Here is a 23,844-nt window from a genome sequence, read left to right as displayed (position 1 = left end):
GTAGTGAACGTCAAGATCGAGGCGGACGACAGCGCATTCGTTGCGACGCTGAAGTCGCTGGAAAAACGGGCCGATACTTTCGGCGCCCATCTCACCAGCGCGCTGAAGATGGCGACTGTAGGTGGCCGCGAACTCGAGGACGTGCTGAGAGGACTAGGAATGAACATCGCCGGCATGGCGCTGGGGCAAGGGCTCAAGCCGCTTCAGTCGCTGGGCGGATCACTCTTCCAGGGCTTGATGCAGGGCCTGCAGAACGCGCTGCCCTTCGCCAAGGGTGGCGTGACGGGCGGCGTGGTGCCGTTCGCATCCGGCGGCGTGGTGTCGTCGCCGACCTATTTCCCGCACGGCAAGAACCTTGGCTTGATGGGCGAGGCCGGCGCCGAAGCGATCCTGCCCCTGCGCCGGGGTGCTGATGGCGCCTTGGGCGTTGCGGCACCCGGCGGTGGTGGCTCCGTCAATGTGGTGTTCAACGTGACCGCTCAGGACGCGGCGTCGTTCCGCAAGTCCGAAGCGCAAATCACCGGAATGCTGGCACGCGCGGTGTCGCGTGGCGCACGAACATTTTGAGGAGGGGTAGTGACCGAACTGGCCAGTTTCCATGACGAGGTCTTTCCGCTCGCCGTCTCGTTCGGCGCGACGGGCGGGCCTGAGCGACGCAACGAGATCGTGTCGCTGACCTCGGGACGGGAGAAACGCAACCTGCGCTTTTCCCAGTCACGGCACTATTATGACGCTGGAACCGGTGTGAAATCGCTGGACGATCTTCACGATGTCCTGGCGTTTTTCGAAGCGCGGCGCGGTTCACTCCACGCCTTCAGGTTCCGCGACCCGTTCGACATGAAGTCCTGCCGGCCGAGCGAGGCGCCCGACATGCTGGATCAGGTTTTGGGGACGGGCGACGGGATCAAAACGCGATTTTCCCTGATCAAGACCTATGGCGCCGGTGCCAATGCGTACAAGCGCCTGATTTCCAGACCGGTGGTGACCAGTCTGCGGATAGCGGTGGCCGGCGCCGCACTGTCATCGGCATCGTTCTCATTTGATGGCGCGACCGGCGAGGTGGTTTTTGCGGCCGGTTCGATTCCCGCCATGGGTGCGCGGGTGACGGCAGGTTTTGAATTCCATGTGCCCGTGCGTTTCGATGTCGAGCGGCTGTCCCTCAGCCTAACCGCCTTCAAGGCTGGGCAGATCCCATCCATTCCTCTCGTGGAGGTGCGCCTGTGACGATGCCCGCCGCGCTGACTGACCGTCTCGGCCGTGCCGTGACCAGTATATGCCACTGCTGGCGACTGACACGTGCGGACGGTGCGGTGAGCGGCTTTACCGACCATGATCGTCCGCTGGTGTTCGATGGCACGATGTTCGAGCCGGAAGCGGGCTTCGCCGCAAGTGAGGCGCGCAGCTCGCTCGGCCTCGCGGTCGATACTGTCGATGTCGAAGGCGCGCTTTCGTCCGAGCGCATTCGCGACTCCGATATTGCCGCCGGGCTTTACGACAATGCCAAGGTGGAGACCTTCCTTGTCAACTGGATGGCGCCTGAGCAATTTGTCCTGCTACGGACCGCGTCCATTGGCAAGATTACCCGCAGCGACCAGCGGTTCGTGGCCGAGCTGGAAAGTGCCACGCATGCGCTCGACCAGCCGAGAGGGCGCTATGTCAATCGCGCCTGCGACGCCGAACTTGGCGATGCTAGATGTGGCGTGATGCTGAACCAGGCGCAGTTTTCCGGCAGCGGCAAGGTAACGGCCTTTTCCGAGCCCGATATGCTGTCCGTGTCGGGCCTCGGCAGCTTCAAATCGGGATGGTTTACACATGGCACGCTCACCTGGACCACCGGGCCGAGGAGCGGTCGCGGCGAACGTATCGTCGCGCACCGCCGGGAGGCTTCTGGAGTGACGGTCATCATTGCGCCGAACGCGGGAGCAGCGATCACGGCAGGCGATGCCTTTTCCGTCCGCGCCGGTTGCGACAAGTCGTTCTCGACCTGCAAGGCGAAGTTCGCCAATGCTCTGAATTTTCGGGGCTTTCCGCATCTTCCTGGCAATGACGCCGGCTACTCCTATGTCACGGAAGGCGGCGTGTTCGACGGTCGGCCGATCGTTCCATGAACGATCAACACATTGCTGCGTCCGTCGTGGCAGAGGCGCTGGAGTGGGTCGGCACACCTTACCGTCACCAAGGCAGCCGCAAGGGTGTGGCCTGCGATTGCCTTGGGTTGGTACTTGGCGTCTGGCGTGAAATTTATAGCCACGAAATGGAGCAACCGGGGCCTTATGCACCCGATTGGGCCGAAGCCACTCAACAGGAGCGCCTGCTGGACGGATTGCGAAGGCATTTGTCGGAGAAAACGGTTGCATCAATGGCCGCCGGCGACCTCATAGTGTTTCGCTGGCGACCGCATTTGCCGGCGAAACACGCAGCGATCCTGACCGAGCCGGACTGTTTCGTGCATGCCTATCAGGACAACGGTGTGACGCTGACCCGGCTCGTGCCGCAATGGCGCAGACGTATCGCGGCTGCCTTCGCCTTTCCAAACCCAGAGCATTCCTGATCCCGGAGACCGTTGATGGCGACCATTCTGTTGCAGGCTGCCGGGGCATTTCTCGGTGGCATGCTTGGGCCCATCGGCAGCACCATCGGCACCGCTGCCGGTGCACTGGCCGGCTATGCCCTCGACCGCGCCCTGATCAACAGCACCAGAAGGATCGAGGGACCACGGCTTACGGCTGCGCGGCCTTTCACCGCCGAAGAAGGTGCCTCGCTGCCGAGGATCTACGGTACGGCACGTGTCGGCGGGACGCTGATCTGGGCGACGCGTTTCAAGGAGACGCGGTCGGCCCGGCGGCAGGGCAAGCTTGGCCCGAAGGTAACTGAGTACGCTTATTATGGAAATGCTGCCTTTGCGCTGTGCGAAGGCGAGATCGCAGGCATCAGGCGTGTGTGGGCGGATGGGCGCGAGGTCGATCGCGAGACGATCGACCTGCGCGTCCATCGCGGCACCGAGGGGCAGGCCGTCGATCCGCTGATCGCGGCCAAGCAGGGCACGGGCAATGCGCCAGCCTATCGTGGCGTTGCTTATGTGGTGGTCGAAAACCTCGACATCGGCGAACACGGCAACCGTATTCCGCAAATGCAGTTCGAGGTGATCCGGCCGATCGGCGAGCTGCGCAAGCATATCCGTGCGATCACGCTGATCCCCGGCGCGACGGAGTATGGCCTGTCGACCAGTCTTGTCACGCGGCAGAAGCGACCAGGGGATACAGAGGCGCTCAATCGCCACGTGCTCTACGCCGGTACCGACATTGTGGCTTCGCTCGACGAGTTGCAGATGATCTGTCCGAATCTCGAGAACGTGGCACTGGTGGCGACCTGGTTCGGCAACGATCTGAGGGCCGGGCAATGCCGGTTGAGGCCGGCGGTGACCAACGCCTCGACTGCTGGATTGTCGCCGGCCTGGCGCGTGTCAGGCGTGACCCGACCGAATGCAATGCTGGTTTCGACGCATGATGGAGGTCCTGCCTACGGTGGCACGCCCTCCGACAAAAGCCTCAAGGAGGCGATTGCCGAGATCAAGGCGCGCGGCCTGAAGGTGACGCTTTACCCGTTCATCATGATGGATGTTCCGAAGGCAAACAGCTTGCCCGATCCTCACGGCGGCACCAGTCAGGCGAGCTATCCTTGGCGAGGGCGCATAACCTGCATGCCAGCGGCGCGGCTCGCCGGTACTGCTGACCGCACGGCAGCGGCAAGGAGCCAGGTCGACGCTTTTTGCGGTTTGGCACTGCGGACCCAGTTTGCCAACGCAGGAGACGGCATCAGCTTTACAGGTAGCCCCGACGACTGGGGCTACCGACGCTTCATATTGCACTATGCGCATTTGGCGATGGCTGCCGGGGGTGTCGATGCCTTCCTGGTTGGAACCGAGTTGCGCGGCCTGACCACTCTCCGCGACGGTGCCGATGCGTTCCCGTTCGTTGAGACGCTTTGCGCCTTGGCGGCTGACGTTCGCACGTTGCTTGGCCCGGCGTGCCGTATCACTTATGGCGCCGATTGGAGCGAGTATTTCGGCTATCAACCCGGCGATGGAAGCGGCGATGTCTATTTCCATCTCGACGAGCTTTGGGCGCATCCTGCAATCGATGCCATCGGCATCGACAACTACATGCCCCTGTCGGACTGGCGCGACAAGGATTATGCGGGTGGCAATCCGGATGGGTTTGCGTCGCCATACGATGCCAGAGGTCTTGCCGCAGCGGTCGCCGGTGGCGAGGGCTTTGATTGGTATTATGCCAGCTTGGCAGATCGGCTAGCTCGGTCGAGAGCTCCGATCACCGACGGTGCCCATGGCAAGCCTTGGGTCTTCCGCTACAAGGACCTTGTCGGCTGGTGGGGCAACCCGCACCATAATCGTCGATCTGGAGTAGAGCTCGCGGCATCCACGGCCTGGGTGCCCCGTAGCAAGCCAATATGGTTCACCGAACTCGGATGCCCTGCCGTGGACAAGGGGCCGAACCAACCCAACATGTTTCCCGACATCAAATCGTCCGAGAGTGCAGCACCGCATTTCTCCAATGGCGGTCGGTCGGATATCGCGCAGCGACGCTTGCTGGAAGCGCATGTCAAACATTGGGATTCGACGGCTGCCGGCTTCAATGGCGCAGACAATCCCCTGTCGCCGATCTATGGCGGGCGCATGATCGACGTGGCGCGCAGCTATGTCTGGGCGTGGGACGCGCGACCCTATCCAGCCTTTCCATTGCAATCGAAGGTTTGGTCGGACGGCGACGCCTGGTATCTAGGCCACTGGTTGAATGGCAGGTTTGCCGGCCCGACAGTTTCCGACCTCGTAAACGAAATACTGGCAGATCACGGCCTGCCGGCGGCTGACGTGACCGGTGTCGAAGGCACGGTCAGTGGTTACGTCATCTCCGATCCGACCTCGGCAAGAGCTGCGCTCGAACCGCTCGTCGATCTGTTCGGCCTGTCGGTCAGTCAGGAAACGATTGGGCTGGTGTTCAGGCAAGCTGCTGCATCGAAGGATGTGGCCGTCGAACTGACCGAACTGGCTTTCGACGGTGCAAGCGCTGTGGTCGAGACCGTTCGCACGCCCGATCATGATTTGCCGGCTGAGACCTTGGTCAGATATGGCGATCCGGTCGCTGACTATCAGTCGGCATTGGCCAGGAGCACGAGGTTCGCCGCGGCCACAAGCCGGCAACACGTGATCTCGTTCCCTGGAATGCTGGAGGCGGGGCAGGCGAACGCCCTGGCCGAAGACTGGATGCGCAGGGTCTGGCAAGAGCGGGAGCGCCTGAGCTTCGCCCTTGCCGAGCCGCGCGCCGACATCGCGCCAGGCAGCATCGTCAAGGTGCCGGCGTCGGGCAGCCGCTCGGAATTCCTGGTGACCGAGATCGAGCAGGGACTGGTGCGAAAAGTGACGGCTCGCCAGCTGTCCCGTGTGGTTCCTGCGCCCTGGAGTTCTTCCAGCCCCGATGTGGATCCTTTGCCGCCGATCGTCGTCGGGCAGCCACATGCGGTTTTTCTCGATCTGCCGATGATGGCGGGCGGATCAGTGCTGCCACATGATCATTTCAGGGTCGCGGTGACCCAGCAGCCTTGGAAGAGCCAGGCGCTGTTCGTTTCGCCCGAGGATACCGGCTTTGCGTTGCGAGGATCGGTCGGTCGCCGTGCGGAGATGGGCAGTCTGACGGCCGCGCTTTCGCCTGGCCGAGAAGGCAGGATTGACCACGCTGCAGTGGTGACGGTCGAGCTTTACGAAGGCGAACTGGCCAGCGTCAGTCGCCTGCAGCTACTCAACGGTGCAAACTTCGGCGCGGTGCGGTCCGCCGGTGGCGCATGGGAGGTGCTCCAGTTCGAGAGGGCGCAAGAGACCGCGCCCAGGATCTGGCGATTGAGCGGCCTCTTGCGCGGGCAGTTCGGCACTGGCGACGCGGCTTCCTCTGGCGCACCCATCGGCTCTTCTTTCGTTGTCCTCGACGCGGGAGTCGTGCCCGCTGGTCTGTTGGCTGGCGAGGTGGGGCTGTTGCTCAACTGGCGCGTCGGCCCACTGGACGGTGACTTTTCAATTGCGAGCTTTTCGGCGCACCGGGAAGCCGGCGGCAGACGAGCGTTGACCCCGCTTTCTCCCGCGCATCTGCAGGGACGACTGACTGCGGGTAATGATCTGGCTCTCTCTTGGATCAGGCGCGCTCGCATTGACGCCGACAGCTGGGAATCGAGTGACGTTCCGCTTGGTGAGGAGCGTGAAGAGTATCGCATCGACATAGCCTCCGTGGGCGGACCTGTCGTTCGGTCGACGACGGTTTCGACGCCGGCCTGGATCTATGCGGCGGCCGACATCGCTGCTGATTTCGGCGCGCTCCCGGCTGCTGTCGACATCACCGTTCGCCAGCTGAGCGTTGCGGTCGGCTGGGGCATCCCGGTTTCGCGCCGAATTGGCATGGCGTGAAGTCGGTCAGGTCTTTTAACCGGAAAGGATCAGAGAATGTTGAACCTGAAACCTTGGTACCTTTCGCGCACCATCTGGGCATCTGTCGTAACGATGCTGTTGGGCGTGGCCGGTCTTTCTGGCATCCCCGTGGACGGCATCGACGGTCCCACGTTGACCGATACGGTGTTGCAGGCGATCACTGCGCTTTCGGGGCTGATTGCTATCTTTGGTCGGGTTTCGGCCAAGCAACGCATCGGCAGAAGCTAGCGGGCTTGCAATGGCGCCACTTGCATGAATTCATCGTTCATTCCACGTTCAGCACTAGCATATTAGAAATCGCAGCATGAAAACGCTTCGTTCCATATTCCGGTCAGCCACTACCGCGCTTTGCGCGGCAGGCCTGTTCGTGGCTTCCGCCGAGGCCTCGCCCTTGCCAATGGCCGAGACGGGCGAATTTGTGGTGGCAGCCGCGGATTGTTACTCGATCGGTCAGCAGGTGGCCGACCAGCAGGGCGGCACGTTGGCGCGCGCGACCGAGTCCAATCAGGGCGGGCAATCTGTCTGCGTGATCGTGGTGCTGGTGCCAGCCAAGGACGGTCAGCGTCCACGTCGCGTCGAGGTGGTTGTACCTGCCGGCTAGCCTGCATTTCCCGTCAGGGCGGAATCGCCTATATCTCTGCCATCTTTCCACTGGTCGCAAAATCGCATGCGCATACTCGTCGTCGAAGATGACAAGGACCTGAACCGCCAGATCTCCGAGGCGCTGACCGACGCCGGCTATGTCGTCGACAAGGCCTTTGACGGCGAGGAAGGGCATTTCCTCGGCAATACCGAGCCCTATGACGCGATCGTGCTCGACATCGGCCTGCCGCAGATGGACGGCATCAGCGTCGTCGAGCGCTGGCGCCGCGAGGGCCGCAAGATGCCGGTGCTGATGCTGACGGCGCGCGACCGCTGGAGCGACAAGGTTGCCGGCATCGACGCCGGCGCCGATGACTACGTGACCAAGCCGTTTCATATCGAAGAAGTGCTGGCACGGGTGCGGGCGCTGATCCGTCGTGCTGCCGGCCACGCCTCGTCGGAGCTCTCTTGTGGCCCGCTGAGGCTCGATACAAAGGCTTCCAAGGCCGATGTCAATGGCGTGCCTCTGAAGCTGACGTCGCATGAGTTCCGCCTGCTTGCCTATCTCATGCATCACATGGGCGACGTGGTCTCCCGCACGGAACTGGTCGAGCATCTCTACGATCAAGATTTCGACAGGGACTCGAACACCATCGAAGTGTTTGTCGGTCGACTACGCAAGAAGATGGGCATCGACATGATCGAAACCGTCCGCGGTATGGGCTACCGCATGCGCGAGCCGGAGGCGTAAGCGGAAAAGCTTGGCAAACGACTGGGTCGCTGGAAGCGCTACGTGCTGGACCTCGGTCCACGCTCGCTGGCATTTCGCGTCATCGCATTTTCGACCGTATGGGCGATCCTGGCATTCGCCTTGATCTTCACTGTCATCAGTTCGCTCTACCGCCAGACCAGCGAACGCGGTTTCGACAGCCTGCTTTCGGCGCATCTCTTCAATCTCATCGGCTCGGTGGGCGTGTCGGACAGCGGCACTCTGACCGGGGGTCCTGATCTCGGCGACCTCCGCTTCTCCGAACCGGAGTCGGGCTGGTACTGGTCGGTTGAACCGGTATCCAAGGGGCTAGTCGGGCAGCTGCGTTCCTCGTCCATGACTGAGCCGATCGCCTCGCCGGGCGCTGACGAGGTGCCATTCAACGCCGAGTTTCAGCGCCATTACCGCGTCGCTGGAATCGGCGGCGAGGAACTTGAGGTGTTCGAAAGCGAGTTCGTGCTGGATTCGCAAAACCGCATCGCGCGCTTCCGAGTCATGGGCAATCGTACCGAACTGGAAGATGAGATCCGGGGTTTTGAATGGCGCCTGTTCACATATCTGTCGCTGTTTGGCTTTGGCATGATCGCAATCAATGCGATTGCCATTCTGCTCGGCCTGCAGCCGCTGACGCGCGTGCGCAATGCGCTTGCCATGGTTCGGGAGGGAACGGCCCAGCGGCTGACTGGACGTTTTCCGGCTGAAATCCAGCCACTCGCCAACGAAACCAATGCACTCATTGAAAACAACCGCCGCATCGTCGAGCGGTCAAGAACCCAGGTCGGCAACCTCGCACATTCCCTGAAAACGCCGCTTGCCGTGATGGTCAACGAGGGGCGTGCTCTGGGTGGCCCCAAAGGCCAGCTCATCGCTGACAACGCCGCGGCGATGCAAAAGCAGATCGACCACTATCTTCAGCGCGCCCGCGTGGCGGCACAACGCGAAAGTGTCGTCTATCGCACCCCCGTCGGGCCGCTCCTGCAACGCATGGTTCGGGTCATGGACAAGCTTTCGCATGGCGCGGCTTTTTCTCTCAGCCTGCCGGCGAGTGAAGTGGTGTTTGCGGGCGAGCGCGAGGATCTCGAAGAGATTCTCGGCAATCTGCTCGAAAACGCGATGAAATGGGCGCACAGTGCCGTCAAGGTTTCGGTTGAGACATCGCCGCCCGTGGCCGAAGAGCCGCCCAGGTTTTCGATCCTGATCGAAGATGACGGGCCGGGAATTCCAGAGGACAAGGCCCGTGAGGCGCTGCAGCGGGGCAAGCGTCTTGATGAGACGAAACCGGGCACCGGCCTCGGCCTCGCGATCGTCGCCGATCTGGTCAAGGAGTATGGCGGCACGCTTCGGTTGGAACGATCTCCGATGGGTGGACTAAGGGCCGTCGTAGAGTTGCGTGGAGTGCAGTAGAAATGGCTGGCCGAATCGGCCCCATTTCGGCCAAAGATGCGCTCTAACGCGGCGCCAAGCCCTTGTAAGCGGACGCAAATTCGGGACCGGTGATGATCATGAGACTAAGGGTGGCACTGGTTGCGGGAATACTGGCCGGCTCCGGCTGCACAACCTCCGGTCTGGGTGGCGGCGGCGGAATCGTACCTTCTCTCGGCGGTGGTGACAGTTCTGCCTCCAGCGGCAAGGTCGCAACGCGCAACATCAATGCCATGGACGGCGGTTTGATTGGTGGCTCGATCGGGAGCGGTTTGAGTGACAGCGACCGCCGCAAGGCGCTCGAAGCCGAGTATCGCGCGCTGGAATATGGCCAAGGCGGACAGGCAGTTGCCTGGAAGGGCGAGGGACGTTCGGGTGAAGTTGTCGCAGCCCAGCCATATCGTGTCGGCTCGCAAGACTGCCGGCAATACTCGCAGACCGTGTTCACCAGTGGCACGCCGCTGACCGCGCGCGGGACGGCCTGTCGTAACGCCGACGGCAGCTGGACACCACTGACCTGAATTTTCACGCGTTGTTGCTTTGGCAAAAGCGCCTGAACCGTCAATAAGCCGCAGGACGGAGATGTTGGCAGCTTGGTGGCTGCTGGCTATTTAGGTGAGCATGTTGTTCTGGGTCATAGCTGCTGTATTGACACTTGGTGCGAGCCTTGCGGTTCTGTTGCCGTTGACGCGACAGGCAGAGGGCGAAGCTGACAACAGTCATGATCTCGAAGTCTATCGCGACCAGCTCGGCGAAGTCGACAAGGATGCGGCGCGCGGGCTGATCGCACCATCGGACGCCGATCTGGCGCGTGCCGAAATCGCACGCCGCATCATAAAGTTCGATGCCGAAGACGCGCCAAGGTCGAAAGGCGGCTCTCAGTTGGCGTCGCGGCTGGTTGGCGTTGTCGCAGTGCTCGCCATTCCTGTGCTGAGCTGGAGCGTTTACACCGTGATCGGCTCACCTGACGTGCCGTCGCAGCCTTTGAGCGCACGCCTGTCGCAGAAACCGGCGGACACTTCCATTGACGAACTGATCGCCCGCGCCGAGGCACATCTTGTCGCCAACCCGTCGGATGGCCGTGGCTGGGACGTGCTGGCACCCGTCTACCTCAGGATGGGCCGCGCCGATGACGCGATCACCGCTTATCGCAATGCGATCCGCATTGAAGGCACGACAGCAGCCCGCGAAGCTGGTCTTGGCGAGGCAATTGCCGGTTCGTCGGGCGGAATCGTTACCGCGGATGCGCGAATGGCCTTCGAGGCTTCGCTCAAGCTCGAGCCGGCCAATCCCAAGGCCCGCTATTTCCTCGCTTTGGCGCTGGCCCAGGAAGGCAAGCTCGCCGAAGCAGCAATCGTATGGCGCCAGCTGTCCGATAGTTTGCCACCGGATTCGCCGTGGCGTCCGGTCACCGAGCAGGCAGTTGCCCAAGCGGAAGGTCGTACTGCGCCAGCCAATGAGATGGCCGGCGGGCCCGGACCGAACCAGGGTGACATCGATGCCGCGGCTTCCATGTCGGCAGGCGACCGCACGGCGATGATCGAGGGCATGGTCGCGACGCTGGACGAGAAGCTGCGTCAGAACCCGCGCGATCCGGAAGGATGGCTGCGGCTGGTGCGTTCATATCAGGTGCTTGGCAAGACCGATCTGGCCCAGGACGCGCTTGGCCGCGCCTATGCGGCGCTTGGTCGTGACAGCGAGGACGGCCGCAAGCTTACGGAACTGGCCGGCTCGCTTGGCCTGAAGGTCACGGAGTAGGCATGACGCGCAAACAAAAGCGGCTTTCGGTGATTGCGGGCGCGCTGGCCTTCCTGGGCGCGGCAACGGCGCTGACCTTCTACGCGCTTGGCCAGAAAGCCTCCTATTTCTACATGCCCGGGGATTTGCAGACTGCCACCTTGGAGCCCGGTCAGCGGATTCGGCTCGGGGGCCTGGTCGAAAATGGAAGCATCGTGCGAGGGCAGGGAACCCAGGTCGAATTCGGCGTGACCGACTCCGAAAAGGCGGTGAAAGTGCGCTACACTGGCATCCTGCCCGATCTGTTCAGGGAAGGGCAGGGCGTGATCACCGAGGGCAGCTTTGGTTCCGACGGTGAGTTCGTCGCCGATAGCGTGCTGGCAAAACACGACGAGAATTACATGCCCAAGGAAGTCGCCGACAGCATGAAGGCGAAGGGCATTTGGCAGGAAACCACGCAATGAACGTCGGACGGCGCTGACATGGTCGAGATGGGTCACTTTGCGCTTATCCTGGCGCTCGCCTTGTCGCTGGTTCAGTCGCTGGTGCCGCTCTACGGAGCGCACAAGGGAGATGCCAGGCTGATGGCAGTTGGCGGGCCGGTGACGGTCACTGGATTTGCCATGATCGCGCTGTCTTTCGCCGTGCTGACGATGGCCTATGTCCAGTCGGACTTTTCGCTCGTCAATGTCTGGGAGAACTCGCATTCCCTGAAGCCGATGATCTACAAGATCACCGGGACCTGGGGAAACCATGAAGGCTCGATGCTGCTTTGGGTGCTGATCCTGAGCTTCTTCGGTGCATTGGTCGCGGCCTTCGGCGGCAATCTTCCCGCGACGCTTCGCGCAAATGTACTGGCCGTCCAGGGCTGGGTCGGCACTGCCTTCTTGCTCTTCATCCTCATCACTTCAAATCCATTCGCCCGCCTGGTGCCGGCTCCGATCGAAGGCAAGGATCTCAATCCTATCCTTCAGGATATGGGTCTCGCCATACATCCGCCGCTGCTGTATCTCGGCTATGTCGGCTTTTCTGTCTGCTTCTCCTTCGCCGTGGCAGCCTTGATCGAGGGGCGCATCGACGCTGCCTGGGCACGCTGGGTGCGTCCTTGGACACTCGCGGCCTGGGTGTTCTTGACCGGCGGCATCGCGATGGGTTCCTACTGGGCCTACTACGAGCTCGGCTGGGGTGGTTTCTGGTTTTGGGATCCGGTCGAAAACGCCTCCTTCATGCCCTGGCTCGCCGGCACTGCATTGCTACACTCGGCCATCGTCATGGAAAAGCGATCGGCTCTGAAGATCTGGACGCTGTTGCTCGCCATCTTGACGTTCTCACTCTCCTTGTTGGGCACCTTCCTTGTCCGCTCGGGCGTTTTGACCTCGGTGCACGCCTTCGCCAGCGATCCGAGCCGCGGTGTCTTCATTCTTTGCATCCTCACGCTGTTCATCGGCGGTTCGCTGGCCCTGTTTGCGCTGCGGGCGTCGACGCTGACGGCAGGAGGCATCTTCCATCCGATTTCGCGCGAAGGCGCGCTGGTGCTCAACAATCTGTTTTTGACTACCGCTACCGCAACGGTGCTGATCGGAACGCTCTATCCGCTGGTGGTGGAAGCCTTGTTCGGCGAGAAGATTTCGGTCGGCGAGCCTTTCTTCAACCTGACCTTCGGCCCGCTGATGATACCGCTGCTGGTGGTCGTGCCGTTTGGACCTCTGCTTGCCTGGAAACGTGGCGACGTTACTGCGGTCGCGCAGCGGCTGATGTTTGCTTTCGGCGCCGCCTTGCTGGTTGTCCTCGTCACCTACCTGTTCATCGATGGTGCATCGGTGTTCGCCGCCTTGGGCGCGGGCCTTGCAGCTTGGCTCGTGCTTGGCGCTTTGACCGACCTCGCGCTGAAGGCAGGCATCGGCAACGTTGCGCCGAAGGTGGCCCTGAGCCGGTTCCTTGGTCTGCCTCGTTCGGTGTTCGGTACCTCGCTGGCGCATCTTGGCCTTGGCTTGACCCTGCTCGGCATCGTCGGGGTCCTGTCGTTCCAGAAGGAGGCGATCCTGGTCATGAAGCCCGGCCAAGTGTTGGAGATTTCCGGTCATCAGCTTCGGTTCAACGGGCTCAGCCCGATGCGCGGACCGAACTTCACCGAAGATCAGGGGCGTTTCTCGCTGCTTGGAGCCAACGGCCAGCCTTTCGCCGAGATCGTCTCGTCCAAGCGCTTCTATCCAGTTCGACAGATGCCGACGACCGAGGCCGGCATCAAGACCATGGGGCTGAGCCAGCTGTACGTCTCGCTCGGCGACGAAACCGGCGACGGATCGGTGGTCGTTCGTGTCTGGTGGAAACCGCTGGTGACCCTGATCTGGGGCGGTACACTGGTGATGATGCTCGGCGGGTTCGTTTCGCTTTTGGATCGCCGCCTGCGGGTCGGCGCGCCAGCACGGCGCAAGTCCGGACAAGCCAAACCAAGCCCGGTCGCCGCATGAAAACGAAGTTGCCGGCAGTAGCGGGATTTTTGGCCGCCCTCCTTTTCGCGGGAACAGCGCTCGCGGTCAAACCAAGCGAGATGCTCGCTGATCCGAAGCTCGAGGCGCGGGCGCGCCTGCTGTCGGAAGAGCTGCGTTGCATGGTCTGCCAGAACCAGTCCATCGATGAATCCGACGCGGAACTGGCCGCGGATCTTCGCGTGCTTTTGCGCGAACGGCTGGTTGCCGGCGACAGCGACGAACAGGTGATGGACTACATCGTCTCCCGCTATGGTGAGTTCGTGCTGCTCAAGCCGCGTTTCAACCTGCGCAACGCCTTGCTCTGGGGGACGCCGGTCCTGCTGTTGCTGGGTGGCGGCACATTCGTTTTCCTGTCCGCCCTCTCAAGGCGCAGACAGGAGCCTGCGGCCCTGACGAAGGACGAACAGGAAGCTCTCGAAGCTATTCTGCGCAAGGACACCTGAGTAAGCCCAACATTACGAAAGTTTCATCCTGAGGAAATGGTGCCGTAATGTGAGCCTCTCTATCTCTTGATCCATCGGATGCGGAATCAAAGCATCCCGTTCAAGAGGATCTGAGACAATGAGCACCGCCCCCAAATCCATTTCGCGTTCGCGCAAGGGTCTCCTGGCAGCAGTCGCATCCATTGCCCTTGCAGGCACCATTGGTATCGGCGCGATGACCAGCGGAACCCTCCCGGTTTACGCCGACGCAGTGAATGTCACCGCACCCCAGGTCCCCAGCTTCGCCGATGTCGTCGAGCATGTCTCGCCGGCGGTGGTGAGCGTGCAGGTCAAGGCGAGGATCGATCCTGCTTCGGACACGGGCCCTTCGCCCTTCTCCGGCCAGCAGGGGCTTGACAATCTGCCGGACAATCATCCGCTGAAGCGCTTCTTCCGCCAGTTTGGACAGGACGGCAACGGCAACCAGAATCGTGGCCCGCGCTTCGGCCAGCGTGACGGCAGTCAGAAGCCGCGGCCGGTCGCCCAAGGATCGGGTTTCTTCATCTCCGATGACGGCTATCTCGTCACCAACAACCACGTTGTCGAGGATGGCACCGCCTATACCGTCGTTAGCAACGATGGCAAGGAATACGACGCCAAGTTGATCGGCACCGATCCGCGCACCGACCTCGCCGTGCTGAAGGTCGATGCCAGCACCAAGTTCACCTATGTCAGCTTCGCCGACGACGCCAAGATCCGCGTCGGCGACTGGGTCGTGGCAGTCGGCAATCCGTTCGGGCTCGGTGGTACCGTCACCGCCGGTATCGTATCGGCGCGCGGTCGTGACATCGGCGCTGGCCCTTACGACGATTTCCTGCAGATCGATGCCGCGGTGAACCGTGGCAACTCGGGTGGTCCGGCCTTCAACCTCAACGGCGAAGTGGTCGGCATCAACACCGCAATCTTCTCGCCGTCGGGGGGCAGCGTCGGCATCGCCTTTGCGATCCCAGCCTCCACCGCCAAGCAGGTCGTTCAGGACCTGATGAAGAATGGCAGCGTCCAGCGTGGTTGGCTCGGTGTGGAGATCCAGCCGGTCACCACCGACATTGCGGAGTCTCTCGGCCTCAAGAGCGAGAAGGGGGCACTGGTTTCCAGCGCCCAGGACGCCGGCCCGGCCAAGAAGGCGGGTATCGTCGCTGGTGACGTCATCACGCAGGTCAACGGTCAGGAGGTCGCCTCGCCGAGGGAACTCGCCCGTCTGATCGGCGCTGTCAATCCTGGCAAGGCGGTTGACGTCACAGTCTGGCGCAACGGCAAGACCGAAAACGTCAGCGTTGACCTCGGCACGCTTCCGGGTTCGGACAAGCAGGCCTCGGCCGACCAGCAGTCGGCACCGGGCGAGCCAAGCTCGCTGGCTGACCTCGGTCTCACCGTCGCCAAGTCCGAGGATGGCAATGGTCTCGTCGTTACCGACGTCGATCCCTCCAGCGATGCCGCCGATCGCGGCATCCAGGCCGGCGACATCATCACTGCCGTGAACTCGGCCGAGGTGAAGTCGCCTGCCGATGTGACACAGGCGCTCAGCCAGGCGGAAAAGGCAGGCCGCAAGGCCGTTCTCTTCCAGATCAGCCGCGAAAACAGCAACCGCTTCGTGGCCCTGCCTGTCAACCAGGGTTGACCGGGCACTCCCGTCGGGCGGTTTCACAACCCCCGAGCCGCCCGGTGGGAGACGACGGCGCCGGATAGTTTGTCAGCCTTCGATTACGGCCCAGGCGGCAGCGGGCTCCCATCGCCTGCTGCCGCTTCAATCTTTGGAGGAAACGACATGTCGCCTCTGATATCCCGCAAAATCGCGTATAACGACGGCATGAAGATTCTTGTCATCGAAGATGACCGCGAAGCCGCAGACTACATGCAAAGGGCTTTCGCGGAGGCTGGTCACACCGCCCATGTCGCGGGTGACGGCGATTCAGGTTTCGCCCTTGCCGATGCTGCCGAATACGACGTGATGGTCGTTGATCGCATGCTGCCGAGACGCGATGGTCTTTCGGTGATTGCCGGACTGCGTTCGCGCGGCAACACAACACCGGTCCTGATCTTGTCGGCGCTTGGCGAGGTCGATGACCGGGTAACCGGCCTGCGCGCCGGCGGCGACGACTATCTCACCAAGCCTTATGCCTTTTCCGAACTGCTCGCGCGTGTCGAGGTGCTGAACAGGCGCGCGCCCACACGCGAATCCGAGACGGTGTACCGCGTCGGCGATCTGGAGCTCGACCGGCTGTCACATACTGTGCGTCGCGGCTCCCAGGAAATCACGCTGCAGCCACGCGAGTACAGGCTGCTTGAATATCTGATGCGCCATGCCGGCCAGGTGGTGACGCGCACGATGCTGCTGGAAAACGTCTGGGATTATCATTTCGATCCGCAGACCAACGTCATCGACGTCCACGTTTCGCGGCTGCGCGGCAAGATCGAAAAGGGATTTGAAAAGCCGATCCTCCACACCATTCGCGGCGCCGGCTACATGCTCAAGGCAGGCTGATGGCGTTCAGACTGCCAGCCATCATGAAGACCACGGCAGCGCGCCTGTCGGCGCTCTATCTGCTGCTTTTCGCGCTTTGTGCGGTCCTGCTCGTCTTTTACATGACGTCGCTTTCGGCGCGCATGCTGATGGTACAGACGCAGGAAACCATCAACGAAGAAGTGCTCGGCCTTGCCCGCGCCTATCAGCGCGGCGGCATCCCCACGCTTGTGCGGGTGGTCGAACAGCGGGCCAGGCAGCCGGGCGCCAATCTCTATCTGCTTGCTGACCCCAACGGCCAGATCCTGTCGGGCAATGTCCAGAGCATCCAGCCAGGCGTGCTCCAGCGCGAAGGCTGGACCGAACTGCCCTTCTCTTACGAACGCTATGGCGAAGTCGCCGGCAGGCGTACGCCGGCAGGCACCGAAAAAACCGATTCGGAGATTGTCACCGAGGAGCGGCACAACGCCATCGCGGTGGTACTGCGGCTTCCCAACCAGATGCTGTTGATGGTCGGCCGCGATCTTGGCGAACCGGAGCGTTTTCGCGATGTCGTGCAGCGGGCGCTGATGGTTGCGCTCGGCATGATGGGGTTTGGCGGCCTGCTGATCTGGTATTTCGTCGGCCGCCGCGCATTGAAGCACATCGACGGCGTTTCGGAGGCCAGCCGACGCATCATGGCCGGTGATTTGACCGGCCGCCTTCCGGTCACCGGCGCGGGCGACGAGTTCGACCGGCTCGCCGAAAACCTCAACGTCATGCTGGCCCGCATCGCCCATCTCAATGACGGGCTGAAGCAGGTCTCCGACAATATCGCCCACGATCTCAAGACGCCGCTGACACGCCTGCGCAACCGCGCCGAGGCGGCACTGTCGGGAAAGAAGACGGGGGCCGACTATCGCGAGGTGCTGGAAGGCACCATCGCCGAGTCCGACCAGCTCATCCGCACATTCAACGCCATCTTGATGATCTCGCGGCTCGAGGCCGGATATTCCGCCGAATCCGTGGCCAAGGTCGACCTTTCCGCTGTCGTCCATGACGTTTTCGAGCTCTACGAGCCGGTCGCCGAGGAACTGGGAGTCGGCCTGGAGGCTCATGCCGCTGGCGAATTCATGATCAACGGCAATCGCGAGCTGATCGCCCAGGCACTCTCGAATGTGGTCGACAACGCCATCAAATACTCCGCCGGCGCGGTCGAGGCGCCGCATGTCAGCGTGGCGCTCAAGCGCGAAGGTGACGAAATCCACTTGTTGGTGGCCGACAACGGGCTTGGCATCCCCGACGAAGGCGACCGCAAGCGTGCCACCGAGCGTTTCGTGCGGCTGGAACAGAGCCGCTCGCAGCCGGGTTCCGGGCTCGGTCTTAGCCTGGCGCATGCCGTGATGAAGTTTCACAATGGCCGGCTTGATCTTTTGCCCGGCAATCCCGGATTATCGGTCCTGATGAGCTTTCCCGGATCGAAGGACGAATAGATGAAAAGCGCGGCGGCCAGGAAGAACGCGACCGGATGGCAGCTGACGCCAGTAGTCGATGTCGTGGCCCTCGATCCGGAACGCGCGGGGCGCGAACTCTCCGACCTGGCGAACCTCGCCAAGGAGGAGGGGCTTGGCCGGCTTGCGGCTTTCCTCGAGGCCAAGGGGCCTGCCCAGGATTTCCTTGCCGCGGTTTTTGATCTTTCCGAATTCATGCGCGCCAGCGCGCGACGGCAGCCGGAAATGCTCGACCGGCTGTTCGACCAGAGCGTCGAGGAGCGGCTTCAGGCGATCGGCGAGACGATCGCCGCCATCCCGCGCGAAGAGGGCACGACCGAGGCTATCCTGATGATGCGGTTGCGCCAGCTGAAAGGCGAGGCGCATTTTCTCATCGCCCTGGCCGATCTCGCCGGCGAGGCCGATGCCTCGGTCAGCGTGCGTCGCCTGAGCGACTTGGCCGACCTGTGCACCAGCGCTGCCGTGAACTTCCTGCTCAGGGACGCACATGGGCAGGGCAAGCTCAAGCTGTCCGATCCCGAGCATCCGACAATCGGTTCCGGCTGGATCCTCCTCGGCATGGGCAAGCTTGGCGCCCACGAACTCAATTTCTCCTCCGACATCGATCTCGTCGTCTTCTTCGATCCGGAAGCACCGGCGATCGGCGATCCGTATGAAGCAACCGAACTGTTCGCGCGCCTGACCAGGCGGCTGGTCCGTATCATGCAGGACCGCACCGAACACGGCTACGTCTTCCGCACCGACCTGCGCCTGCGTCCCGACCCCGGCTCGACGCCGCTGGCGATCTCGATCCATGCGGCGCTGCATTACTACGAAAGCCGCGGCCAGAACTGGGAGCGCGCCGCGATGATCAAGGCACGCCCCGTGGCTGGTGACATTGCTGCCGGCGAAGCCTTCCTCAAGGAACTGCAGCCCTATGTGTGGCGCAAGTATATGGACTATGCGGCCATCGCCGACGTCCATTCGATCAAGCGACAGATCCATGCCCACAAGGGCCACGGCGAGGTCGCCGTCAAAGGTCATAACGTCAAGCTTGGCCGCGGCGGCATCCGCGAGATCGAGTTTTTCGTCCAGACCCAGCAACTGATCGCTGGTGGCCGCTTTCCCGAGTTGCGCGGCCGCGCCACGGTTTCGATGCTCGACCAGCTTGCGGTACGCGGCTGGATCACGATGGAGGCCCGCGACGCGCTGGAGCGGCAATACTGGTTCCTGCGCCGCGTCGAGCACGCCATCCAGATGGTCGCCGACGAACAGACTCACACACTTCCGGATGATGACGAGGGTCTGGCCCGCATCGCCCACATGCTTGCCTTCACCGACGCCGAAGCCTTTTCGAAGGCCTTCCGGGCGTCGTTGCAGGAGGTCGAGCGGCACTATGCGGCCCTGTTTGAGGCAGCGCCCGAGCTTTCCTCAGGCGTCGGCAATCTCGTCTTCACCGGCGATGTCGACGACCCTGATACGCTTCACACATTGCACCAGCTCGGCTTCCAGCGCCCATCCGATATCTGCCGTGTCATCCGCAGCTGGCATTTCGGCCGCTATCGCGCCACCCAGTCGGCCGAAGCGCGCGAGCGCCTGACCGAGCTCACGCCAGCGCTGCTCGAAGCCTTCGGCAAGACTCGTCGGGCCGATGAGGCGCTGATGCGTTTCGACGAATTCCTCGCGGGTCTTCCCGCCGGCATCCAGCTGTTTTCGCTACTGCAGTCCAACCCGGCACTGCTCAAGCTCCTCGCCACCATCATGGGGGCTGCGCCGCGGCTTGCCGGCATCATCACGCGCCGCCCGCATGTCTTCGACGGCCTGCTCGATCCCGCATTACTGTCCGAGCTGCCGGACCGCGCCTACCTTGCCGCGCGGCTGTCGGCCTTCCTCGAAAGCACGCGGCTTTACGAGGAGGTGCTGGACCGGCTGCGCATCTTCGCAGCCGAGCAGAAGTTCCTCATCGGAGTGCGCCTGCTTGCCGGAGCTATCGACTCCGCGCGTGCCGGCAAGGCCTTTTCCGATCTCGCCGACCTGACCGTCGGTGCGGCCCTTGAAGCCGTCGAAGCCGAGTTCGCGCGACGCCATGGCAAGGTTGCGGGCGGGCGCGTCACCATCCTTGGCATGGGCAAGCTTGGCAGCCGCGAACTGACCGCCGGCTCCGATGTCGATCTGATACTGCTCTACGACCATGACGAGCATGCCGAGGAGTCGGATGGCGAAAGGCCGCTCGCCCCTTCTCACTACTATGCGCGCATGACCCAGCGCCTGATCGCTGCAGTCTCGGCTCCCACGGCCGAGGGGGTGCTCTACGAACTCGACCTCAGGCTTCGCCCATCTGGCAACAAGGGGCCGGTCGCGACCCATATCTCGTCGTTCCGCAAGTACCAGCGCGAAGACGCCTGGACCTGGGAGCACATGGCCCTGACTCGCGCCCGGCCCATAGCCGGTGATGCCTCGCTGTGTAGCGAGGTCGAGGCCGAGGTTGCCACGATCATCGCCTTGCCGAGCGATGCGGCGAAGATTGCCGCCGAGGCGCGCGACATGCGCCAGATGATCGAGGACGAAAAGCCACCGCACCATTTGTGGGACATCAAGCTTGTGCCTGGCGGATTGATCGATCTCGAGTTCATCGCCCAGGTGGCCGTGCTGACGGGCCAGCTCGAAGGACCGGGTCATGCCACGGGTACGGCCGACACGCTGCACAGGCTGGCGCCAGCCTTTGCCGACGCGCAAACCCGCCAGGATCTGGTCGATGCCTATGCGCTTTATTCGGCAATCACACAGATGACGAGGTTGTGCCTCACCGGTGCGTTCGAGCGGAACGATGTTCCGCCAGGACTGTCGGACCTGCTGCTTGCGGCAACCGATCTTCCTGATTTCGGCGTGCTTGAGGCACACCTCCACGAAACGTCGCAGAAGGTCAGAACGCATTTCGACCGTCTGCTTCGTGGGAAACGATGATGCCGGCGGTGGGAAGCCGGGCTCGTTTCCAACTGCATCGGGGGTAAACGGTGCAGTTGGAGAAGTACCATGAAAACGTCCACCACGCTCGCGCTCGCCTTCATCGCCCTGGCCGGTGTTGCCGGCACCGCCTACGCTGAACAGAACGGCGGCGATGGCATGCGAGGGCCGGGCAAGATGCGGCTCCAGAAGGCGATGAAGGATGCCGGCGGCAGCCTGACCTTCGACCAATTCTCGGCGGCGATGGACACGCGGCTGAAGAAGATCGTCGCCGACAATGGCGGCAAGGTCACGGTGGAGCAACTCGCCGCCGCGTTGGAGAAAGCTCGTTTCGAGGAGATGGCCAAGCGTATCATGTCGCGCTACGCGAGCGACAGCGACGGCACGCTGACCACCGACGCCATCCAGTCTCGCGAAAAGAAGATGTTCGCGCTGATGGACCGCAACGACGACGGCAAGGTTGCTCAGGACGAGCTGCCACGCCATGGTCCTGGCCGTCACGGCGGTCACGACGGCGGTGAAATGAAATAATCCGCTTGTCTGTCAGCCTTCCCGGGGAGCAATCTCCGGGAAGGTCGACGCTGATGTAACGGCCTTGCTGTCGCTTCAGGCGGCCTTGGCCATGCGCTCGACGCGGCGCACCGGAATTCGCACCGACACGATCGTGCCGACGCCTTCCGTCGACCTGATCTTCAGCGCGCCGCCATGCAACTCGGCCAGCGAGCGCGAGATTGCGAGACCCAGGCCCGAGCCGGCATGGTTTTTCGAAAACTGGTTCTGCACCTGCTCGAACGGCCGGCCGAGCTTGCCCAGCGCATGTTTCGGGATGCCGCAGCCATTGTCTTCGATGCTGAGCGTGAGCGCGCCAGACGCATTGCGTGCCCGCACTGAAATGCGTCCGCCCTGGCCGGTGAACTTCACCGCGTTCGACAACAGGTTGATGACGATCTGCTTGACCGCGCGGCGGTCGGCGAACAGCGTCATGGAGTCGGCGATCTGTGTCTCGACGGTGATCGACTTCTGCGCTGCCTGCAGCGAAACGACCCTGACGGTCTCGCGGATCAGCGGGCAGAGATCGATCTCCTCGCGGTCCATCGAGAACTGGCCGGCCTCGATCTTCGACATGTCGAGTATGTCGTTGATGACGCCCAGGAGATACTTGCCGCTGGAATTGATGTCGCGGGCGTATTCTTCATAGCGCGGCGAGCCCATCGGGCCGAAGAGGCGACCTTCCATCAGCTCCGAAAATCCGATGACCGCGTTGAGCGGCGTGCGAAGCTCATGCGACATGTTGGCGAGGAATTCCGACTTGGCGCGATTGGCGGCCTCGGCGCGCTCGGTTTCCTTCATGTATTTGCGGTTGAGCTCGACCAGTTCGTGTGAGCGCTCTTCCTCCGAACGCCGCGCCAGGCTGAGATCGTGGATCGTCGCCATCAGGCGGCGCTCGCTCTCCATCAGCTTGTCCTGGTGCTGCTTGATTTGGGTAATGTCGGACCCGACCGACACCATGCCGCCGTCGCGCGTGGTCAGTTCGTTGACCTGCAGCCAGCGCCCGTCCGCCAACTGGCGTTCGTAGGTCGCGCCCGCACGTGGCCCATTGGCGCTGGCCAGCCGCCGCTCCGAAGCGAAGGCGACCATGCGCTCTTCGAGGTCCTGGCGCGCCATTCCGGGCAGCACGTCGCGGTCGCTCAGGCCGTTGTCGTGCTGATATTTGGAGTTGCACATCACCAGGCGGCCATTGGCATCCCAAAGCACGAAGGATTCGGTGATGTTCTCGATCGCCGCCCTCAGCCGCTGGTCGGCCGCCTCCGAGCGCAAGGCCAGGTGCCGCTGCTCGGTGATGTCGACGGCAATGCCGGTCATCTGGATTTCGGGCGCCTCTGGATCGACCACCTGGGCACGGGCGCGCATCCATACCCAGCGACCGTCGGCATGGCGCATGCGGAACACGCGGTCGATATGGTCGACTTCGCGCGCCACCACCTGGTTGGCCAGTTCGAACAGGTCGCCGTCTTCGGGATGGATGATGCGCGCGACTTCGCCGAACGACAGCATCGCTTCGCAGGCTTCGTAGCCGAGCAACTGATACATCGAGCGCGACCAGTACATCTTGCCGCGCACCATGTCCCAGTCCCACAGCCCGCATTTGCCGCGCACCAGCGCCAGGTCGATGCGTTCATGGGCTTCGAGATAGATACCGTCGGCCGCTTGGGCGCGCGCCGCCTGGCTGAAATAGGCGTAGAGAATGATGATCAGGATGCCGGCGGTCATCACGAACAGCGCAACGTTCAGCGACACCGTCTTGCGCCATTCGGCGTACACCGCGTCTTGCGGCACCAAAGCGACGGCGGCTGCGCGCTTGCCGTCGGCGAGGCTGACTGCGGCGAGCCAGTCCTGCCCACCGATGCGCACGTCCATCACGCCGGCGCGGTCGCCGAACATGAAGAGCGGCTGGCCGCCCGAAATGATGGCGTCGAGCGCCTGGCCTTGCCATCCCGTCGACTGCGGGCTGACGGCGACGATACGGAAGTTCTGGTCGGTCAGGGCAATGACGTGGCTGCGGCTGAGCGTGCCTTGCTGGCTGGTACGCTCGAGCAGGTCCTGGCTTGCCGAGGCCAGCGGAACCTCGGTCGTCGCCCCGACCATGAGCGAATTGACAAGTTCGCCGGCTGAAAGCGCCAGGATCGCCTTGGCGTTACGTTCCACGTCATCGCGCAACGCCATCATCGACAGGATGCGCGTACCGGCAACGATAATCAGAAAAATGACGATCAGCGACGGGATCGAGCGGCGGAGCAAGGGCTCGGCGGCAAGGAGCCGGCGGTAGGCGGGTTCGGCGATAAGACGTGCATTGCCCGACAAGCCAGCGCCACGCGCCTGCCTGCGACGGCCAAAAGCAGTCTCATCGGGCGCGCCCCACGCGTCCGCCTTTGCCATAAATGGCTCCCCAAATCCCGTTTCCTGGTAGATGATCCG

Annotated in this window: 20 protein-coding genes; 19 read left to right on the top strand and 1 reads right to left on the bottom strand. The window is 62.7% G+C overall.

The genetic code is table 11. The annotated features are described in order from the left end of the window. The first annotated feature begins 3 nt into the window (after window positions 1-3). From C8K44_RS05415 to C8K44_RS05325, 19 genes are all read left to right on the top strand, one after another. Window positions 4-567: a phage tail tape measure protein gene (locus tag C8K44_RS05415; RefSeq protein WP_245417376.1), complete on the top strand. Its 564-nt coding sequence runs from the start codon at window positions 4-6 to the stop codon at window positions 565-567. A gap of 18 nt (window positions 568-585) precedes the next feature. Next, window positions 586-1,224, top strand: coding sequence for a DUF2460 domain-containing protein (locus C8K44_RS05410; protein ID WP_109574819.1), 639 nt, complete (start codon window positions 586-588; stop codon window positions 1,222-1,224). A 2-nt stretch (window positions 1,225-1,226) separates the two neighbouring features. Further along, on the top strand, window positions 1,227-2,108 hold the full coding sequence (locus tag C8K44_RS05405; protein ID WP_109574727.1) for a DUF2163 domain-containing protein: 882 nt from the start codon (window positions 1,227-1,229) through the stop codon (window positions 2,106-2,108). Continuing rightward, complete coding sequence (locus C8K44_RS05400) at window positions 2,105-2,551, top strand: NlpC/P60 family protein (RefSeq protein ID WP_109574726.1); 447 nt, start codon at window positions 2,105-2,107, stop codon at window positions 2,549-2,551. Before C8K44_RS05405 ends, C8K44_RS05400 begins: the two co-directional genes overlap by 4 nt. A gap of 15 nt (window positions 2,552-2,566) precedes the next feature. Continuing rightward, window positions 2,567-6,469 carry a glycoside hydrolase TIM-barrel-like domain-containing protein gene (locus C8K44_RS05395; protein ID WP_109574725.1) on the top strand — a complete coding sequence of 1,301 codons (3,903 nt, stop codon included), beginning with the start codon at window positions 2,567-2,569 and terminating at the stop codon, window positions 6,467-6,469. Between the two features lie 36 nt (window positions 6,470-6,505). Further along, window positions 6,506-6,718 (top strand): hypothetical protein, encoded by a 213-nt coding sequence (locus C8K44_RS05390; protein WP_109574724.1) that lies wholly within the window; start codon window positions 6,506-6,508, stop codon window positions 6,716-6,718. A 76-nt stretch (window positions 6,719-6,794) separates the two neighbouring features. Then, window positions 6,795-7,091 carry a hypothetical protein gene (locus tag C8K44_RS05385; protein ID WP_109574723.1) on the top strand — a complete coding sequence of 99 codons (297 nt, stop codon included), beginning with the start codon at window positions 6,795-6,797 and terminating at the stop codon, window positions 7,089-7,091. A 66-nt stretch (window positions 7,092-7,157) separates the two neighbouring features. Then, window positions 7,158-7,823: a response regulator transcription factor gene (locus C8K44_RS05380; RefSeq protein ID WP_109574722.1), complete on the top strand. Its 666-nt coding sequence runs from the start codon at window positions 7,158-7,160 to the stop codon at window positions 7,821-7,823. A 45-nt stretch (window positions 7,824-7,868) separates the two neighbouring features. After that, window positions 7,869-9,245, top strand: coding sequence for an ATP-binding protein (locus tag C8K44_RS05375; protein ID WP_199227022.1), 1,377 nt, complete (start codon window positions 7,869-7,871; stop codon window positions 9,243-9,245). 98 nt (window positions 9,246-9,343) lie between these two features. Continuing rightward, window positions 9,344-9,784 carry a hypothetical protein gene (locus tag C8K44_RS05370; protein ID WP_109574818.1) on the top strand — a complete coding sequence of 147 codons (441 nt, stop codon included), beginning with the start codon at window positions 9,344-9,346 and terminating at the stop codon, window positions 9,782-9,784. Between the two features lie 100 nt (window positions 9,785-9,884). Further along, window positions 9,885-11,021 (top strand): c-type cytochrome biogenesis protein CcmI, encoded by a 1,137-nt coding sequence (gene ccmI, locus C8K44_RS05365; RefSeq protein ID WP_109574721.1) that lies wholly within the window; start codon window positions 9,885-9,887, stop codon window positions 11,019-11,021. A 2-nt stretch (window positions 11,022-11,023) separates the two neighbouring features. Beyond that, complete coding sequence (ccmE, locus tag C8K44_RS05360; protein WP_109574720.1) at window positions 11,024-11,464, top strand: cytochrome c maturation protein CcmE; 441 nt, start codon at window positions 11,024-11,026, stop codon at window positions 11,462-11,464. A gap of 18 nt (window positions 11,465-11,482) precedes the next feature. Then, entirely contained in the window at window positions 11,483-13,471 is a 1,989-nt protein-coding gene (locus C8K44_RS05355; protein ID WP_109574719.1) for a heme lyase CcmF/NrfE family subunit, read from the top strand. Beyond that, window positions 13,468-13,935, top strand: a complete 468-nt coding sequence (locus C8K44_RS05350; protein WP_109574718.1) for a cytochrome c-type biogenesis protein — start codon at window positions 13,468-13,470, stop codon at window positions 13,933-13,935. The genes C8K44_RS05355 and C8K44_RS05350 overlap by 4 nt, the downstream gene beginning before the upstream one ends. Before the next feature lie 118 nt (window positions 13,936-14,053). Further along, window positions 14,054-15,592 carry a DegQ family serine endoprotease gene (locus C8K44_RS05345; RefSeq protein ID WP_109574717.1) on the top strand — a complete coding sequence of 513 codons (1,539 nt, stop codon included), beginning with the start codon at window positions 14,054-14,056 and terminating at the stop codon, window positions 15,590-15,592. Between the two features lie 189 nt (window positions 15,593-15,781). Then, the gene (locus tag C8K44_RS05340) at window positions 15,782-16,456 is read left to right on the top strand and encodes a response regulator transcription factor (protein ID WP_109574716.1); all 675 of its coding nucleotides are present in this window, start codon (window positions 15,782-15,784) and stop codon (window positions 16,454-16,456) included. Continuing rightward, a complete protein-coding gene (locus C8K44_RS05335) occupies window positions 16,456-17,907 on the top strand; it encodes an ATP-binding protein (RefSeq protein ID WP_109574715.1) in 1,452 nt (483 codons plus the stop codon). The genes C8K44_RS05340 and C8K44_RS05335 overlap by 1 nt, the downstream gene beginning before the upstream one ends. Beyond that, on the top strand, window positions 17,908-20,868 hold the full coding sequence (locus C8K44_RS05330; RefSeq protein WP_109574714.1) for a bifunctional [glutamine synthetase] adenylyltransferase/[glutamine synthetase]-adenylyl-L-tyrosine phosphorylase: 2,961 nt from the start codon (window positions 17,908-17,910) through the stop codon (window positions 20,866-20,868). A 69-nt stretch (window positions 20,869-20,937) separates the two neighbouring features. After that, a complete protein-coding gene (locus tag C8K44_RS05325; RefSeq protein WP_109574713.1) occupies window positions 20,938-21,399 on the top strand; it encodes a hypothetical protein in 462 nt (153 codons plus the stop codon). Window positions 21,400-21,474: 75 nt separating this feature from the next. Here C8K44_RS05325 and C8K44_RS05320 read toward each other — a convergent pair whose 3' ends face one another. After that, entirely contained in the window at window positions 21,475-23,805 is a 2,331-nt protein-coding gene (locus C8K44_RS05320; RefSeq protein ID WP_109574712.1) for an ATP-binding protein, read from the bottom strand. Between the last annotated feature and the right edge of the window lie 39 nt (window positions 23,806-23,844).

The sequence above is a fragment of the Aminobacter sp. AP02 genome (genome assembly GCF_003148805.1).
Lineage (GTDB): Bacteria > Pseudomonadota > Alphaproteobacteria > Rhizobiales > Rhizobiaceae > Aminobacter.
The sequence above is the reverse complement of the archived record's forward strand: the minus strand, read 5'-3'. Positions and strand labels throughout refer to the sequence as shown.